Here is a 16,583-nt window from a genome sequence, read left to right as displayed (position 1 = left end):
AGTATTCAATTATATATTTTTGATTTATGAGAAGAATTAAATCTTACACATTTTTATTAGTGCTGGCAATAAATATTTCAATGTTTACACAAAATAAAGATGTTCATCCGTTATCAAATAATTTGTTATTAATACTTGAAGTTGGTCCAAATTATGGGTTAACTGATTATGAAAAATCTAATTTGGGATTATCATTTTCCGGCGGAATAGAATATTATTTACCTTCAAGTAATAGAAATGTAGTAGGATTAAAACTCAATCTTTCACAACAAAATATTTCCGGCGAAGAAAATTTTTTAGGATTACCCAAAACTTATAGTACTGATATTAACGCCGCTGGACTAGGAATAATTTATTCCCATTCATTCACACAAGTTTTTTGTCCATATATTTCCGCTGGAGCATCATATTATTGGTATACATTTGAATCCGAAGGAATTGAAAGTGAGTTTTTTGATTATGTAAATGGTGACGAAAAAAATACACTTGCATATGATATTAACGGAGGAATTAAATTTAATATAGCAAACGGAATTGGAATAGTTGCCGGAGTTGGATATCATTATATTGCAAATGATAATTTAGATGCGATAAAAGTGGGTGAATTTGAAGATTTTTTTGTTACTGCAAATTTGGGATTAGTTATTAACTTATTTGGTGAAGACCCGGATTCCGATGGTGATGGAATTGTTGATCCGAATGATCCTTGTCCTAATTCTGCAGAAGATTTGGATGGATATTTTGATGAAGATGGATGCCCAGACTTAGACAATGATGGTGATGGAATAAAGGACGATAAAGATATGTGTCCGAATCTTAAAGAAGATTTTGATGGATTTAAAGATGAAGATGGCTGTCCGGATGAAGATAATGATGGTGACGGAATAAAAGATGCTGATGATGTTTGCCAAAATAATAAAGAAGATTTTGATGGTTTTAAAGATGAAGACGGATGTCCGGAAGTAGATAATGATCAAGATGGAATTTTAGATGCTGAAGATGGTTGTCCTAATGCACCTGAAACTTTTAATGGATATTTGGATGATGATGGATGTCCGGATGAAGCACCAAAGCCAATAATTATTGAAAAAGAAAAAGAACCTGAAGTAAAAGAAAAACCAAAGAAAACAAAAGAGAAAGAAGAAAAAAAAGAAAATGTAAATATCACTGGGGCACCATCAGGTTTTACATTGCAAGGCGAAACAACTTTTTCTGGAAATTCTTCGCAAATTAAGAGTTCTGCTTTCGGAAAATTAAATGAGATTGCTGAACAAATGAAAAAATTTCCAACTGTAAGATGGAGAATTGAAGCACATATTGATAAGCAAACTTCTGTTAGTGAAGCATCTTCAATTACGAAACAACAAGCAAGTTCTGTTTCAAATTATTTGATTTCTCAAGGCGTTTCTTCAAGTAATTTAATTTCAGTAGGTATGGGAGATTCTTCACCGATTTCAAGTAATACAACAGTTTACGGAAAAATGAAAAACAAGAGAATTGTAATTAAAAGGTTATCAAACTAAGTTATGAAATTTTCATTTATTAAATTATCGTTAGTCATAATCTCAACTTTCATAATAATAAATTCTTGTGTTGAAGATCATGTAATGCCAAATTTGGGTAATGTTTTTATTACTTCAGATCCAACCGGAGCTAAAATATTTATTGATGATGAAGATCAAAGTAAAGTTACACCTGATTCTTTAAACAATCTTCTTGAAGGTGAATATAAAATAACTCTAAAATTGAATGAGTATAAAGACACGGTTTTTTACATAAATGTTTCCAATCAATCAAATATTTCATCAAACATTTATTTGTATGAATCAAATCCCAAAGGGAAAATAATTTTAACTTCTTCTCCAACAAATGCGCAAATTTTCTTAAATAACGTAAATATAGGAGAATTTACTCCGGATACATTAGAAAATTTGGAAAGGGGAAATTACAACATTAAACTTAAATTGGATTTGTATGATGATTATGATTTGCCCATAACTTTAACAAAAGATCAAACAATTACAAGAAATTTGCAAATGAACATTGCCGGAACTTCCAGTGGATTAATTGTTGAATCTTCACCAAGCGGTGCATCGATTGAAATAAATGGAGAAAATACAACATTTGTTACACCAAAAACTTTCAAACCTTTGAAAGCCGGAAATTATGATATAACGCTTTCTTTATTAAATTATAGAGATACAACTGTTTCTATTAATGTTCTTGCTGGAGAAACAAAAACTGCAAGTGTAAATTTAACTCTATATGAACCAAGAGGAAGTATTACTTTAAGTTCAAATCCATCAAATGCTTTGATTTATTTAGATGGAACTAATACTGAATTAACAACACCAAATAAACTGAGAAAATTAGAAGCCGGACAGTATGATATAACTTTAAAGTTGCTTGGTTATTATGATTCAACATTTTCTGTAATTGTTGAAGAAGATTTAAATACAACTGTACCAATTGTTAATTTAACTCCGCTTCCAGAAATTGGTGATTTTAAAATTAATTCTGATCCTAAAGGTGCATCAATTTATATAAATGATGTAATTACTGGATTAACTACACCACAAACTTTTGAAAAATTGTTAGTACAAGAATATAGTGTAACGTTAAAATTAAAGGATTTTGCAGATACAACAATTACATTTAATTTAATAAAAGATAATTTAATTGATTTAGGCACAGTTTTTCTTAGAGATATTGTTCCAGCCGTTGATGTTATAATTGACTATTTGATAAATGATAATCAACAATTAGTTTTTTCATTTGTATTTAATCAAGATATAAGATTGGATAAAGTTGATGTAACTTTTCCTAACGGAAGTAATCAAACTTCAAACTATAATAATCAACTAATTCCGAAAGATCGAAAGATAGATTGGGTTTACGCGGAAAAAATTACAGGAACATGGATATTTAATTTCTCAGGAAATAAAGTAGGTGGAAGGCAAATAGAGTTTGAATTCAGTGAACAAATGAATGTTCAATAAATAATTAAAATTGGGGTTATAGCTCAGCTGGGAGAGCGTTTGACTGGCAGTCAAAAGGTCAGGGGTTCGATCCCCCTTAACTCCACATTTATACTACTATGCTTCTGTATTATTTCCCAAAATTTTAGAAATACCAATATTTTCCTTCTTTTCGAGATTTTCAATCTTTTCAAATTCAAGAAAATTGTTAAACTGAGTAATTGTTAGTTTAATATCATTTATAAATTTGGATTCTAAATCTTTTAATTTCGGCGGATCAGTTATAAACTGATTTATCTTAAAATATTTTTTTTGACTAAACTGGAAATTTTGCTCATCAAAATTGAAATGAATTGGACTTGTTTTTGCAAATTCCTCTCTAAATTCCTTTAATTTTTTCTTCTCATCAAAACTCATTTCTATGCAATATTTAAATTCGTAAGAAATTCCATCCCTTTCTTTTATTATTTTTGAAAACAAATTGCAATTGGAATTTTCAAACATTTTTACCTCAATTAAATTTCTTTTTATTTCTTTTAAGATTATCGATGAATTTATTTAGATATTTATTGAATTTGAGCAAAATATGATAAAAATCAAATGGAATACAATATCATTTTTAGATTAGATTATTAAAATAATGGGGAAAAATTTGTTCTAATATTTGGATTTTACAATTGAAGAAATTTGTAGTAAACTTTCTTGAAGTTTTGTGAGTTCTCGTTCCAATTTGTCAATTTTAAAAGATTCCATAGATTCTGAACCGCTTAAAAGCCAATTAATATCGCAGCCATGTTTTAGTAGTTTTAATAAAATTTTAGAGCCCGGTTCTCTTTTTCCACTAATATATTGATGCAATTGTTGAGGAGAAATTTCCATTGCTTCGGCTAATTTTTTTAAAGTACCGTATTTTTTTTTAGCAAAAAGTCTAATTCTTCCACCAATTCCAATTCTTAATTTTTCTTCTGCAAAAAGATCAAAATTAGTTTCACCAAAACCATTAAACATTTCCAATTCATCTTCATTATTCTCAATAATATCTTTTATTGTTTTGTAAAGGTGATTATCAAATTTTGAACTTTCATTTAAAATATAAGATAATGTTTGTGGTTTTAACGCAAGTTTTTTTGCAAGCCAATTTTGCTTTATTCCGTGGGATTGAATTAAATATCTTATTTCTTCTTGTGGTGTCAAATTTTAATTTTTTTATAATTATAAAATTTATAAAAATCAGAAATTAAGTTTATTTACAAATTCAAATCTTAAAATAAAAACGCAGAAAAATTCTGCGCTTTTCAAAATATAAAAATTATGGAATTAGAATTGCACACGCAATTACAGTTGTCCATAATCCGTCTTTATTTCCTTCGGCAGATTGTGTAACATTTGTTGTATTAACAATTTGTCCCGACATTTTAAAAACTTGTTCTCTTTCATTCCAAGCTGTATCCGGATTAAAATCAATGCCCAATGTTGTTGCAAGCATAGATGCTGCAAGATCTTCTGCATAATCTCCAGATTTTTTTGCAGATTCACCAAAAGGATGATGTTCTGATAAATATCCATACATTGTTGGATCAGAAGGAATTGCAATTCCTAAAGAAGAAGCGATTAGTCTATTAGGTTCATTTGTTGCGTTTCTTGCCATAACTGCGTGAATAATTTGTCCGGGACTTAATTTTTTAATTCCATTTGCAATAGTAACTTTTTTAACACCAACGGGATAAATACTGCTAACAGTTACAATATTATATTTTTCAATATGTGCGCTTCGTAAAGCAAGCTCAAAAGAAGCTAAATATTCTTTATGAACTCCAACTCCCTTGGTAAAAAAAATTTCTTTAGGTACGTACAATTTTTACTCCATAATTTAATATTGACAATTAAAATCTAAAAAAAATCTCAATTAGATAATATTTCTTTTTTGAGTTTTTGAATATTTTTTCAGAAAAATGTATTTCAGCAAATAATATTTAATTCAAATAATTTTAAATTAAATTTTAGAAACATTATTTCTACAAAATTCCGTTTCAAATTCCTTTATAATTCTTTCTGAAATAAAATAAGGAGATACATTTGATTTTATTAGTGATTCTATCAAAATATTAATTTTTTCATTCTTCCAAATTTTAGAAGAAAAGTTCAATTCCGTTATTTCTTTTATTCTTGAATAAATATTAAGTTCTCTGTTTGCTTGAAACTTCCCAACTTTTTGAATATGAACTTTATGATTTTGAATTTCTTCGAGAATTTCATTTATTCCAAAAGATTCCGTTGCTATACATTTTATAATTTTCGGAAAATATGAAAATTCATTGTGATCTTTCAATCCCAAAATAGTTTGCAAAGATAAAATTGCATTTTCTGATCCTGGTCTATCGCTTTTATTCATTACAAAAAAATCTGCAATTTCCATAAGTCCGGCTTTCATTGCTTGAATTGAATCACCGGATTCAGGAACTAAAACAACAATTGTTGTATCTGCAGTTTTTGCAATATCAAGCTCAGATTGACCAACGCCGACAGTTTCAAAAATTATGAAATCAAATTTTGCTGAATCTAAAATATCGGAAGCATCAATTGCTTTTTTGCTTAACCCGCCTAAACTTCCGCGTGTTGCCATACTTCTTATATAAACGTTTTGCAAAATTCCAATTTCATTCATTCTTATTCTATCACCAAGAACAGCGCCACCGGTAAAAGGACTTGTAGGATCTACAGCAATTATTCCTACAGAAAAATTTTGTTTAATTAATAATTTTGTTAATTCATTTGTGAGTGTTGATTTTCCGGCGCCGGGAGGGCCAGTAATTCCAATTTTATATGAATTTCCAGTATGTGGAAAAATTTCTTTTAGAAAATTTTCTGAATGGGTTTCATCATTTTCAATTAAAGAAATTCCCTTAGATATTGATCTTTTATTTTTTGCCAAAATTCCGGAAATGAGTTTATTGAAATCACTCATATTTTTGCAGAATATAAATTATTTTTTTTGATATAATCGAAAACCGAACACGGCAAAAGATATTCAACATTTAATTTTCTAGAAATTCTATTTCTAATTTCTGTTGAAGAAATTTCTATTGTTGGAGTATTTATATATTCGGCTTCGCCAAAATATTTATGAGCTGATTTTATTTCTTTATCATAAATTCTTTTTAATACAACTAATTTTGCAAGCTTAATTATTTCATCCGGTTTGTGCCAAGTATCAAAAGTTACAAGATTATCAAAACCAATTATCAGTTCAATATTTTTATAAATTTTAGAAAATTCCAAAAGTGTGTTAAATGAATAAGAAATTTCATCACGATTTATTTCAAAATCAGAAACTTCAAAATTTGGATTTGATTCCGTTGCAAGTTTCGTCATTTCCAGTCTGTGAATTGGATCAGAATAATTATAATTTAATTTATGCGGAGAAATATAACTTGGCACAAAAATTATTTTTGATAATTTTCTCTTTTCAAGTAAAGTTTGCGCAGTAATTAAATGTCCAAAATGAATTGGATCAAAAGTTCCGCCAAATATTCCCACAGTTTCCAAAATTTTTCCTAAGTATTTTCTGAGTTTTCTTGAACAAAAAGATTAAGAATTTTTTTACGATATAATTCAATATCTAAATTATAAATTTCTTTCAAATTTTCTTTTGAATTTCTTTCTTGATACTTTCTGAAAGCAAGTTTTGTTGCAAAATTTAGAAGTGACTTATTTTTAGAATTATTAGTAAAAATCTGATTTTTCGATCTAGCAAAATTTATGTTTTTCAATTCCGGCAAACCTAAAAAGACTGATTCTTCCAAAAGTTCATCTGAAATTATTTTTTGTTCAGTTTTAATCGACATTTTGAAAATTACAAAAAAGCTAATAATGAGAATCAACATAAATAAAATTCCGAAAAAATATGTGAATTCAAACATCAGTGAAAAATTCCACATAAAGTGAAAAAACATAGCAAGTGAAATTCCAATTAACGGAAATAAAAATTTTGAATTTGAAATTGTGAATTTTGATTTTGCCAAAAATGCGCCGAATGTTGCCGTTGCAATTGCATGCATAACCGCAGAAAACACAGACCTAACGAAAACAAGAGAAATCCATTGTGTAAAATTTTCATCGTAATTTATGAAATACATAAAATTTTCAGTCATTCCAAAACCTAAACCAATTGCACCGCCGTAAACTAATCCGTCTGTAATATTATCAAAGTGTTTTCCATTTGAATTTTTTAAAAGATTAATTCCTTTTGTAATTTCTTCGGTAAAAGGTGCAATAAAAACAGCTCCTATAAATTGCATTTGGTTTTCATGATGAAAATAAAATTCTGCAAAATTTTCTATAATTGATGCAAAAATAACTCCTAGAATAATTGCGCCAAAAGCTCCCCACAAAAAATGTTTAAAAATATTTCCGAATGATTCGCGCTCGTTTTTATCTAATCTCCAAATCAAAATTAAATATAAAAACATTGGAATTATGGCAGCTAATATTGAAGAAATTATTGGCATATTATTTTATTTTTAACCAATCAATTATTTCTTTAAATGTTGGTTTTTTTCCGGAGTTCAAAATTCCGATTCTAAATAATTTAGAAGAAATAAAAACCACTAAATAAATACTGAAAACCAAAACAAGAACAATTGAAAATATTTCTTCGAGAAATGGTTTTGTAGTATTTAAACGTAAAAGCATAACCTGTGCTGAAGTTAACGGAAAATATGAAAGCAAAAGTGATAAAACCGAGTTTGGAGCTCTAATAATTTCAACAGCAAGAATAATTGGGAAAATTAAAAATATGCTTATATAACCCGTTAATTGTTGAGCTTCATGATCCAAAGAAACAATTGAGCCAATTCCGATAAAAATTGCAGAATATAAAATGTAACCTAATACGAAAAATAAAAATTGATAACCCAAATTATTTATTGTACTAAAATTTAAAGTATTTGTTTGATGAAGTAAAAATCCTAAAAACAGCCAAACCGCAAATTGAAAAATTCCGAAAAAACTTAAACCTAAAACTTTACCGAAAAGTAATTCTCTTGATGTACAACTTGATAAAATTAATTCTATAATTCTATTCGATTTTTCAAGAACCAAACTTCTTACAAACATTCCGCCAGAAAATAAAATCATTGTTACTAAAAGAATGATAAATAAATATGAATTTATAAATGATTTGAAAATTTCTTCCTCTGAATTTGCTTGTATGTAAGATTTTTTCATTATTGGAATTTGTGAAACAACGAAATCAATTTTACTTTTTTCCAAACCAAGAGAATTTCCGTTTACTGAAACAAAAGTTTTAATAAATGAATTTTCTATTAAATTTAATTTTTCTTGATTGAACAAATCGTTAGTTCTAAAAGTTAATTCAATTCCGTTTTTTTCTTCAATAATAATATAGCCGATTACAAAATTTTTAAGAACTTTATCATCAGCATATTTTAAAATTTCATTTTTGTTTTTGGAAATTTGTGCCAAATTAAATGCAAAAAAAGCCGGCTGATTGTTTGGAAGAGAATTTTGCATTAATTCATCGGAAAAATTTTTCCCATATTTATTTGAAAAATCTAAAATTCCGATTGGCAGCGGAAAATCATTTCCTTTATTAATTAAAAAGGAGGGAAGTAAACTGAAAAGTAAAACAATGAAAGGCATCATAATTGTAGAAATTATAAAACTTTTGCGTTTAATTTTTTCAAAAAATTCCCATTTTGCAATTGTTAGTAATTTATTCATTTTACTTTCCTTCAACTTGGGAAATAAATAATTCATGCAAAGAAGGATTTTTTTTTGTAAAAGTGGTAATTGAATTTTGTGAAACCAAAAATTTTAGAAATTCATCCGAATTATTTTCTTTCAAATCAACCAGAAATTTATTTTCAGAAAAATCTAAAATTTCTACTCCGCCCAAATTTTTTATTAAATCATAGTTGAATGGATTTTTGCTTTCAATTTCATAAATATTTTTTTGATGAGAATTAAGAATTTTTTCCAAATCACCTTTTAAAACTTCTTTCCCTTGATTTATTAAAAGAAAATCATCGCAAAGTTTTTCTGCCAAATCCATTAAATGAGTTGAAAGAATAATGTACTTTTCATCTTTCATTTCATTAATAATTTCCGTGAAAATTGTTTGGTTTAACGGATCAAATCCGGAAAAAGGTTCATCTAAGATTAAAATTTTGGGATTATGTTGAATTGAGGCGATAAATTGAACCTTTTGCTGATTTCCTTTAGAAAGTTCTTCGAGATGATAATTTTTATATTCGGATAAATTCAGTCTATCTAACCAAAAATTGCATAATTTTAGAGATTCAGATCGAGATTTTCCTTTTAATTCTGCTAAATAAGTTAATGTATTAACAACATTACTTTTTGGATACAAACCTCTTTCCTCGGGAAGATATCCAGTAATATTTAGATATTTTTGATCAAGTTTGTTTCCTTCAAAAATTATTTCACCGGAAGCTGAAATTAAAATATTAAGAATAATTCTCAAAGTTGTAGTTTTACCGGCTCCATTTGGACCAATTAAACCGAAAATTCTTCCTTTATTGACTTCGAAAGAAAGATTATCAACAACAGTTTTAGAAGAAAAGTACTTTGAAATATTTCTAATTTTAAGCATAAAAATTGAATTTATTGAAGTAAAACATCATATTATATTCATAAATTGTTAGGATTTCATATCTTGCTTATCAAAAATACACTTTATATATTTCAAAACTATATTTTTTTGAATAAGTATGATTATTAAAATCACCAATTTTCCGGTTGGTGTACACAAAATTGAATTTGAAAAATCAATTAGTGAACTTCAACTTGGTGAACCGTTCATTGATAAATTGAATTTAGTCTGCATGATGGATAAATCCATACATCAAATAATTCTCAATTGTAATTTAACAATTCCCGCGCAATTTATCTGCGATAGATGTAATGCTGAATATAAAACAAAATTAAATTCTGAATTTTCACTTGTATATTTATTTGAAAAAAAAGAAATTGTTGATAGCGCAAATGTATATTTTATTTCTTCAAAAGAAGATAAAATAGATATTACGAATGATGTAATTGATTATGCAAATCTTTCAATTCCATTGAAAAAATTATGTGAAGATGATTGTAAAGGTTTGTGTTACTCTTGCGGAGTGAATTTAAATTTAGAAAAATGTAATTGTAAAAATGAAGAAACGGACCCAACATGGGAACCGCTGCTGAAATTAAAAAATAAATTAAATTAAGTTAAAGAGGTTAAAAAGAAATGCCACACCCGAAAAGAAAATTATCAAAAAGCAGAAGAGATAAAAGAAGAACACATTATAAAGCTGCTGCATCTTCTCTAAGTACCTGCTCAAATTGTGGTGAAATTAAATTAAGTCACCGTGCTTGCCCAAGTTGTGGATATTATGCTGGACGTTCTTTATTTGTTCCAGAATCATAATCTAAAATGTCGATAAGTTCTCAAAAATGTAAAATTATTGTGGATGCAATGGGGGGAGATTTTGCTCCCCTAAATCCAGTGATTGGTGCAGTTCAAGCAATTCAACAAAATCCAAATATTGATATCTCATTAATTGGAATTAAATCTGAAATTGAAAAAGTCATTTTAGAAAATAATTTAACTTTTGATTCATCTAAAATTATTCATTCCAGTGAAGTAATTACAATGAAAGATTCACCCACAAATGCCCTAAAACTTAAAAAAGATTCATCAATAGTTAAAGGTGCAGAGTTGGTTAGAGATAAACACGCAGATGCTTTCGTGAGTGCAGGAAATACCGGTGCAATGATGGCAGCATCAACATTGATTATTGGAAGAATTAAAGGATTTGGCAGACCAACAATTGGAGCACAATTTCCAACAACTGATAAAAGAATTTGCACCGTTTATGATGTTGGCGCAAGTGTTGATAGCAAACCAAATCATCTGCTTGAATATGCAATTATGGGAACTATTTATGCTAAGGAAATTGATGGAATAACAAATCCAACAATTGGCTTATTAAATGTTGGTGAAGAAGATTCTAAGGGAAATTCTTTAACATTTGAAGCTTTTGAACTTCTCAGAAAATCTAAACTGAATTTTGTGGGAAATGTTGAAGGTAGAGATATTTTAAAAGGGAAAGTTGATATTGTTGTTGTTGATGGATTTATTGGAAATATAATTTTAAAATTTGGCGAAAGTTTTATCAATTTTCTTAAAACACGAATTAGATCATATGCGGATGAATCAATAATAAATAAATTAAAAGCATTAATCACAAAGAATGTTTTTAAAGATTCTTTAAAAGATATGGATTATGAAACTCATGGTGGAGTGCCGCTTTTGGGTGTTGATGGAATTAGTATAATCGGACATGGTTCCAGCTCGCCAATTGCCATTAAAAATATGATATTAAAAGCATACGAAATGTTTGAAAAAGATTTATTAAAAAAATTAAAGGAGGGTAAGGAATTCTATGGAAACCTCTAAAAATGGAAAAATTTTAAATGCTCAAATTACCGGCGTTGGTATGTATCTTCCAGAAAAAGTTTTGGATAATCATTACTTTGAAAAAATTGTTGAAACAAGCGATGAATGGATTGTTTCAAGAACCGGAATTAAAGAAAGAAGAAAAGAAGAAAACGGTGCAACAAGTGATATGGCTGCAAAAGCTGCTTTAGATTTATTGAAATCTACAAATTTATCACCAGAAGAAATTGATGTAATAATTGTTGCAACTGTTACCCCGGATATGTTTTTTCCTGCAACAGCTTGTCTCGTTCAAGATAAAATTGGAGCCAAAAATGCATGGGGATTTGATCTATCCGCAGCTTGTTCGGGATTTTTATTTGCACTTCAAACTGGAGCCGGATTGGTTGAAAGTGGTAGATACAAAAAAGTTTTAGTTATCGGTGCCGATAAAATGAGTACAATAATTAATTATAAAGATAGAAATACCTGTCTATTATTTGGTGATGCTGCATCTGCGGTTTTATTGGAACCGACAGAAGATTTAAGTATTGGAGTTAAAGATTCAATTCTTCATTGCGATGGAGCTGGATCTGAATATCTATATATGAAAGGTGGTGGAAGCTTAAATCCTCCAACACATGAAACTGTAGATTTAGGATATCATACTTTGTATCAAGATGGTAAAACTGTTTTTAAAGAAGCAGTTAAAGGAATGGCGGATATTTCTGTCGAAATTATGCAGAAAAATAATCTAACCGCTGATGATATTTCATACCTTGTTCCACATCAAGCAAATTTAAGAATTATTGATGCGACCGCGAATAGAATGGGAATTCCAAAAGAAAAAGCTATGGTAAATATTCACAAATATGGAAACACAACAGCTGCTACAATTCCGCTTTGTTTAACTGAATATTATCGTGATGGAAAATTAAAAAAAGGCGATAATTTAATTTTAGCTGCTTTTGGTGCCGGTTTTACTTGGGGATCAATATATTTAACTTGGGGATTGGATTAGTGAGTAAAAGAGCTTTAATATTTCCCGGACAAGGTTCTCAATATGTTGGTATGGCGAAAGATATTTTTGAAAAATCTGAGAAAGCTAAATACTTTATTCAAGAAGCTGAAAATTCAATTAATTTCAATATTTCCAAAGAAATGTTTGAAGGACCGGAAGAAGAATTAAAATTAACAAATATTACACAACCAGCAATTTTTCTCCACAGCATTTTATTATTGAATGAAATTGAAAATTTAAATTTTGATGCCGTTGCTGGACACTCTCTGGGTGAATACAGTGCTTTAGTTGCAAATAAATGTTTGAATTCCATTGATGCGTTCAAACTTGTACGAAAAAGAGGCGAAGCAATGTTATCTGCTGGAATTAAATCACCCGGTACTATGGCAGCAGTTGTTGGATTAAATTCTGAAAAACTTATTGACATTTGCTCAGAAGCATCAGTTGAAGGAATTGTGCAATGTGCAAATTTTAATTCACCCGGACAAATTGTAATTTCTGGATCAATATTCGGTGTGAAAAAAGCAATGGAATTATCCAAAAATGCGGGAGCAAAAATAGTTAAAGAGTTGGTTGTAAGTGGCGCATTTCATTCTCCATTAATGGAATCTGCAATAACCGAATTGGAAGAAAGTTTGAATAATACAGAAATTTCTCAAACTCAAATTCCGGTTTATTCAAATGTTACTGCAAAACCATCAATGCAAAGTGAAATTATTAGAAAACAATTGCTTGATCAATTAACATCTCCGGTTAGATGGGAAGAGTCAATTTCAAATATGATTAATGACGGAATAACGGAATTTATTGAAATTGGACCCGGTAAAGTTTTACAAGGTTTGGTAAAAAGAATAAATCCAAGTGTTACTGTAACTGGAATAGATAAATTTGAAGATTTAAATAAAATTTTATAAAATCATTTTTTTTTATAAATTATTGTAATTAAAAAGTAGTTGAATATGTCAGAAAATAAAGTTGCTGTAATTACCGGTGGAACAAGAGGAATTGGAAGAGCAATAGTTAATGCGTTTGCTGATAATTCAAATTTAGGATTTCAAACAAATATTGCTTTTATTTACAATAGTAGTGAATTAATAGCTAAAGAAATTGAAAATCAATTTTTAAATTCTGGCATTTCTGTAATTGGTTATAAAGTTAATATTTCTTCAACAGAGGATTCGCAAAAAATTATTGATGAAGTTTTAAATAAATTTGGTAGGATTGATTTTCTTGTTAATAATGCCGGAATTACAAAAGATAATTTATTGTTACGAATGAGTGAAAAAGATTTTGATGATGTAATAAATATAAATTTAAAGAGCGTTTTTAATCTAACAAAAGCTGCATTTAAACCAATGATGAAACAAAAGTTTGGAAGAATTGTTAATATTAGTTCCGTCGTTGGTTTAATTGGAAATGCTGGGCAAGCAAATTACGCAGCTTCCAAAGCTGGAATAATTGGATTTACAAAATCCACTGCAAAAGAATTTGCCTCAAGGAATATTAATGTTAACGCAGTTACGCCTGGTTTTATAGAAACCGAAATGACTGCTGAACTCAATGAAAAACAAAGAGAAACTTTGTTGCAAAATATTCCACTTAAAAGAATGGGCAAAGCAGAAGATGTTGCAAATTTAGTTAAATTTCTTTGCAGCAATAAAGCCGATTATATAACCGGACAAGTAATTTCCGTTGATGGCGGAATGGTAATGTAACCACAAATTCAATTTCATAAATTAAAGGAGTATAATATGGATGTTGAAGCAAAAGTAAAAGAGATAATAATGGATAAGTTAGGTGTTGAAGAATCACAAATTACACCAACAGCTTCTTTTACAAATGATTTAGGCGCTGATTCTTTGGATATTGTTGAATTAGTAATGGGTTTCGAATCAGAATTTGATATATCTATTCCAGATGAAGATGCAGAAAAAATTACAACAGTTGGGGATGCTACAAAATATTTATCGGAAAAAGTTGCAAAATAATTTTTACAAAAAATAAAATTAATTCCGCGCAAATCAATTTACTGATTTGCAGCGGAATATATTATTTGTTGTCCTTCAAAATATCATAAAATAATTTTAAGGTTTTATATGAATAAAAGAAGAGTTGTAATTACCGGAATGGGCGCACTAACTCCAATTGGTAATAGTTTAAGTGAATTTTGGAATGGATTGCTCAACGGAAAATCTGGTGCAGCATTAATTACGAAATTTGATACAACTGAATTTGCAACAAAATTTGCATGCGAACTTAAAAATTTTGACGCAACTAATTTTATTGATATAAAAGCTTTAAAAAGAATGGATCCTTTTACACATTATGCATTAGTAACTGCGGAAATGGCAATGAATGATTCCGGAATTAATCTAGATCAAGTTAATAAAGAAAGATTTGGGGTTATTTATGGAAGCGGAATTGGTGGAATGGATACTTGGGAAAGTCAACACACAAACTATATTGAAGGTGGTCCAAGAAAAATAAGTCCGTTTTTTATACCAATGATGATTTCTGATATTGCTGCGGGACATATTTCAATTAAATATGGTTTAAAAGGACCTAATTATGCAACTACTTCTGCATGCGCAACTTCATCTCACGCAATTGCAGATGCGTTTATGCTTGTTCAAAGAGGTTCTGCAGATTTAATGGTTTCGGGTGGATCTGAAGCTGCAATTACTCCAATGTCAATTGGTGGATTTAATTCAGCTCGTGCAATATCTACATGGAATGATAAACCGGAAGTTGCTTCAAGACCTTTCGATAAAGATAGAAATGGTTTTGTAATGGGCGAAGGTTCCGGTTCAATTATACTTGAAGAATACGAACATGCAGTAAAAAGAGGTGCTAAAATTTATGGAGAAATTATTGGAGTTGGTTTAACCGGTGATGCATATCATGTAACTGCTCCACCGCCGGAAGGTGAAGGCGCTTTTAGATCTATGAGAGAAGCTGTTCGGGATGGAGAAATTAATTTAACTGATATTGATTACATAAATGCACATGGAACTTCAACAGAATTAAATGATAAAAATGAAACTCAAGCGATAAAAAATTTATTTGGGGAACATGCCTATAAACTTTCTGTTAGTTCTACAAAATCTATGACCGGACATTTACTTGGCGCTGCCGGTGCAATTGAAAGTATTGCAACTTTGATGGCATTAAAAGAAGGAATTATTCCTCCAACAATAAATCTTGATGAACCAAGTCCGGAATGTGATTTAAATTATACTCCAAAAGTTGCAGTTAAAAAAAGTATTAATTTTGCCATTAGTAATACTTTTGGCTTTGGCGGACACAATGCGTCGTTACTTTTTAAAAAATATGAAGGTTAATGTTTAAAAGATTCTTCAACCTTTTTAGAAAACAAAATCTTACGATATCAGATGATTTTGATAAAATTAAAAAGGAAAAAATTTTAGCTAAAATTGAAAATCTTACTGGTTTAAAACCATCTAAAGAAGAGTATTTTTTAAAAGCATTCACACATCGCTCATTTCTCGAATTAGCTCGAGATAATATTAAATCAAATGAGAGACTTGAGTTTTTAGGTGATTCCATTCTTGGTAAAATTACAGCTGAATTTCTATTTCATAATTTTCCTGATGCCGATGAAGGATTACTAACAAAAACTCGCTCCCAAATTGTAAATAAAAATTCTTTAGAAATTATTGGGTTCAATCTTAATCTGCAAGATTTAATTTTTCTCAATAATAAATATCTTTCAGTTGAAAAAAAGAAAATGGGTAATGTTGTTGCAGATTGTCTGGAAGCAATTATTGCTGCAATTTATTTGGAGTTTGGTGAAAAGATAGCAATGAAATTTGTTGAAGATTTTATTATTATGCCTCAGATTTCAAGCGGTGTAATTAAAGATGATAAAAATTATAAAGGTCAATTGTTAGAATATTTTCATGCAAACAAACTTAGCCAACCGGTTTATAAAGTTATTGAGCAAACCGGTCCTCAACATAATAAAACTTATAAAATTAGAGTTGATGTAAACGAAAATATTTATGGAATTGGCAGCGGTCCCAATAAAAAAACCGCAGAACAAGAAGCTGCAAAAGAAGCACTTTTACTAATAAAGAAAAATAAAATATTAAAAGAATCATAA

Annotated in this window: 19 protein-coding genes and 1 tRNA gene; 12 read left to right on the top strand and 8 right to left on the bottom strand. The window is 29.0% G+C overall.

Going from position 1 to position 16,583, the window contains the following annotated elements:
* Positions 1–26: 26 nt before the first annotated feature.
* From IPM32_15190 to IPM32_15180, 3 genes are all read left to right on the top strand, one after another.
* Positions 27–1,523, top strand: coding sequence for an OmpA family protein (locus tag IPM32_15190; protein ID MBK8946599.1), 1,497 nt, complete (start codon positions 27–29; stop codon positions 1,521–1,523).
* Between the two features lie 3 nt (positions 1,524–1,526).
* Positions 1,527–2,999 (top strand): PEGA domain-containing protein, encoded by a 1,473-nt coding sequence (locus IPM32_15185; protein ID MBK8946598.1) that lies wholly within the window; start codon positions 1,527–1,529, stop codon positions 2,997–2,999.
* 12 nt (positions 3,000–3,011) lie between these two features.
* Positions 3,012–3,084 (top strand) — tRNA-Ala (locus tag IPM32_15180).
* An 11-nt stretch (positions 3,085–3,095) separates the two neighbouring features.
* On the opposite strand, the gene IPM32_15175 is transcribed toward IPM32_15180, so the two are convergent.
* The 8 genes from IPM32_15175 to IPM32_15140 all read right to left on the bottom strand — a co-directional run bounded on the left by IPM32_15175 (position 3,096) and on the right by IPM32_15140 (position 9,612).
* Positions 3,096–3,482: a hypothetical protein gene (locus tag IPM32_15175; GenBank protein ID MBK8946597.1), complete on the bottom strand. Its 387-nt coding sequence runs from the start codon at positions 3,480–3,482 to the stop codon at positions 3,096–3,098.
* A gap of 153 nt (positions 3,483–3,635) precedes the next feature.
* Positions 3,636–4,172 (bottom strand): helix-turn-helix transcriptional regulator, encoded by a 537-nt coding sequence (locus tag IPM32_15170; GenBank protein MBK8946596.1) that lies wholly within the window; start codon positions 4,170–4,172, stop codon positions 3,636–3,638.
* Between the two features lie 115 nt (positions 4,173–4,287).
* Positions 4,288–4,833 carry an arginine decarboxylase, pyruvoyl-dependent gene (locus tag IPM32_15165; GenBank protein MBK8946595.1) on the bottom strand — a complete coding sequence of 182 codons (546 nt, stop codon included), beginning with the start codon at positions 4,831–4,833 and terminating at the stop codon, positions 4,288–4,290.
* A 138-nt stretch (positions 4,834–4,971) separates the two neighbouring features.
* Positions 4,972–5,943, bottom strand: coding sequence for a methylmalonyl Co-A mutase-associated GTPase MeaB (meaB, locus tag IPM32_15160; GenBank protein MBK8946594.1), 972 nt, complete (start codon positions 5,941–5,943; stop codon positions 4,972–4,974).
* Positions 5,940–6,527, bottom strand: a complete 588-nt coding sequence (gene nadD / locus IPM32_15155; protein MBK8946593.1) for a nicotinate (nicotinamide) nucleotide adenylyltransferase — start codon at positions 6,525–6,527, stop codon at positions 5,940–5,942. The genes meaB and nadD overlap by 4 nt, the downstream gene beginning before the upstream one ends.
* A 5-nt stretch (positions 6,528–6,532) precedes the next feature.
* Positions 6,533–7,486, bottom strand: a complete 954-nt coding sequence (locus tag IPM32_15150) for a PrsW family intramembrane metalloprotease (GenBank protein ID MBK8946592.1) — start codon at positions 7,484–7,486, stop codon at positions 6,533–6,535.
* A 1-nt stretch (position 7,487) separates the two neighbouring features.
* Complete coding sequence (locus IPM32_15145) at positions 7,488–8,720, bottom strand: ABC transporter permease (GenBank protein ID MBK8946591.1); 1,233 nt, start codon at positions 8,718–8,720, stop codon at positions 7,488–7,490.
* Between the two features lies 1 nt (position 8,721).
* Positions 8,722–9,612, bottom strand: coding sequence for an ATP-binding cassette domain-containing protein (locus tag IPM32_15140; GenBank protein MBK8946590.1), 891 nt, complete (start codon positions 9,610–9,612; stop codon positions 8,722–8,724).
* A gap of 118 nt (positions 9,613–9,730) precedes the next feature.
* On the opposite strand from IPM32_15140, the gene IPM32_15135 reads away from it, so the two are divergent.
* From IPM32_15135 to rnc, 9 genes are all read left to right on the top strand, one after another.
* The gene (locus tag IPM32_15135; protein ID MBK8946589.1) at positions 9,731–10,228 is read left to right on the top strand and encodes a DUF177 domain-containing protein; all 498 of its coding nucleotides are present in this window, start codon (positions 9,731–9,733) and stop codon (positions 10,226–10,228) included.
* 20 nt (positions 10,229–10,248) lie between these two features.
* Positions 10,249–10,428, top strand: coding sequence for a 50S ribosomal protein L32 (gene rpmF, locus IPM32_15130; protein MBK8946588.1), 180 nt, complete (start codon positions 10,249–10,251; stop codon positions 10,426–10,428).
* A gap of 6 nt (positions 10,429–10,434) precedes the next feature.
* Positions 10,435–11,460, top strand: coding sequence for a phosphate acyltransferase PlsX (gene plsX / locus IPM32_15125; GenBank protein ID MBK8946587.1), 1,026 nt, complete (start codon positions 10,435–10,437; stop codon positions 11,458–11,460).
* The gene (locus IPM32_15120; protein ID MBK8946586.1) at positions 11,447–12,460 is read left to right on the top strand and encodes a ketoacyl-ACP synthase III; all 1,014 of its coding nucleotides are present in this window, start codon (positions 11,447–11,449) and stop codon (positions 12,458–12,460) included. The genes plsX and IPM32_15120 overlap by 14 nt, the downstream gene beginning before the upstream one ends.
* Complete coding sequence (gene fabD, locus IPM32_15115) at positions 12,460–13,374, top strand: ACP S-malonyltransferase (protein ID MBK8946585.1); 915 nt, start codon at positions 12,460–12,462, stop codon at positions 13,372–13,374. Before IPM32_15120 ends, fabD begins: the two co-directional genes overlap by 1 nt.
* Before the next feature lie 45 nt (positions 13,375–13,419).
* Complete coding sequence (gene fabG / locus IPM32_15110) at positions 13,420–14,175, top strand: 3-oxoacyl-[acyl-carrier-protein] reductase (GenBank protein MBK8946584.1); 756 nt, start codon at positions 13,420–13,422, stop codon at positions 14,173–14,175.
* Positions 14,176–14,211: 36 nt separating this feature from the next.
* Entirely contained in the window at positions 14,212–14,448 is a 237-nt protein-coding gene (locus tag IPM32_15105) for an acyl carrier protein (protein ID MBK8946583.1), read from the top strand.
* 108 nt (positions 14,449–14,556) lie between these two features.
* On the top strand, positions 14,557–15,801 hold the full coding sequence (gene fabF / locus IPM32_15100) for a beta-ketoacyl-ACP synthase II (protein MBK8946582.1): 1,245 nt from the start codon (positions 14,557–14,559) through the stop codon (positions 15,799–15,801).
* On the top strand, positions 15,801–16,583 hold the full coding sequence (gene rnc / locus IPM32_15095; GenBank protein MBK8946581.1) for a ribonuclease III: 783 nt from the start codon (positions 15,801–15,803) through the stop codon (positions 16,581–16,583). Before fabF ends, rnc begins: the two co-directional genes overlap by 1 nt.

The organism is Ignavibacteriota bacterium (genome assembly GCA_016716225.1).
Classification (GTDB): Bacteria; Bacteroidota; Ignavibacteria; order Ignavibacteriales; family Melioribacteraceae.
The sequence above is the reverse complement of the archived record's forward strand: the minus strand, read 5'-3'. Positions and strand labels throughout refer to the sequence as shown.

Bases quoted from the DNA above. Each gene is read 5' to 3' on its own strand.
- IPM32_15140 (MBK8946590.1), bottom strand. From the start codon at position 9,612: ATGCTTAAAATTAGAAATATTTCAAAGTACTTTTCTTCTAAAACTGTT.
- plsX (MBK8946587.1), top strand. From the start codon at position 10,435: ATGTCGATAAGTTCTCAAAAATGTAAAATTATTGTGGATGCAATGGGG.
- IPM32_15175 (MBK8946597.1), bottom strand. From the start codon at position 3,482: ATGTTTGAAAATTCCAATTGCAATTTGTTTTCAAAAATAATAAAAGAA.
- IPM32_15185 (MBK8946598.1), top strand. From the start codon at position 1,527: ATGAAATTTTCATTTATTAAATTATCGTTAGTCATAATCTCAACTTTC.
- IPM32_15120 (MBK8946586.1), top strand. From the start codon at position 11,447: ATGGAAACCTCTAAAAATGGAAAAATTTTAAATGCTCAAATTACCGGC.
- IPM32_15135 (MBK8946589.1), top strand. From the start codon at position 9,731: ATGATTATTAAAATCACCAATTTTCCGGTTGGTGTACACAAAATTGAA.
- rpmF (MBK8946588.1), top strand. From the start codon at position 10,249: ATGCCACACCCGAAAAGAAAATTATCAAAAAGCAGAAGAGATAAAAGA.
- meaB (MBK8946594.1), bottom strand. From the start codon at position 5,943: ATGAGTGATTTCAATAAACTCATTTCCGGAATTTTGGCAAAAAATAAA.
- rnc (MBK8946581.1), top strand. From the start codon at position 15,801: ATGTTTAAAAGATTCTTCAACCTTTTTAGAAAACAAAATCTTACGATA.
- IPM32_15105 (MBK8946583.1), top strand. From the start codon at position 14,212: ATGGATGTTGAAGCAAAAGTAAAAGAGATAATAATGGATAAGTTAGGT.
- fabF (MBK8946582.1), top strand. From the start codon at position 14,557: ATGAATAAAAGAAGAGTTGTAATTACCGGAATGGGCGCACTAACTCCA.
- IPM32_15150 (MBK8946592.1), bottom strand. From the start codon at position 7,486: ATGCCAATAATTTCTTCAATATTAGCTGCCATAATTCCAATGTTTTTA.
- fabG (MBK8946584.1), top strand. From the start codon at position 13,420: ATGTCAGAAAATAAAGTTGCTGTAATTACCGGTGGAACAAGAGGAATT.
- IPM32_15190 (MBK8946599.1), top strand. From the start codon at position 27: ATGAGAAGAATTAAATCTTACACATTTTTATTAGTGCTGGCAATAAAT.
- IPM32_15145 (MBK8946591.1), bottom strand. From the start codon at position 8,720: ATGAATAAATTACTAACAATTGCAAAATGGGAATTTTTTGAAAAAATT.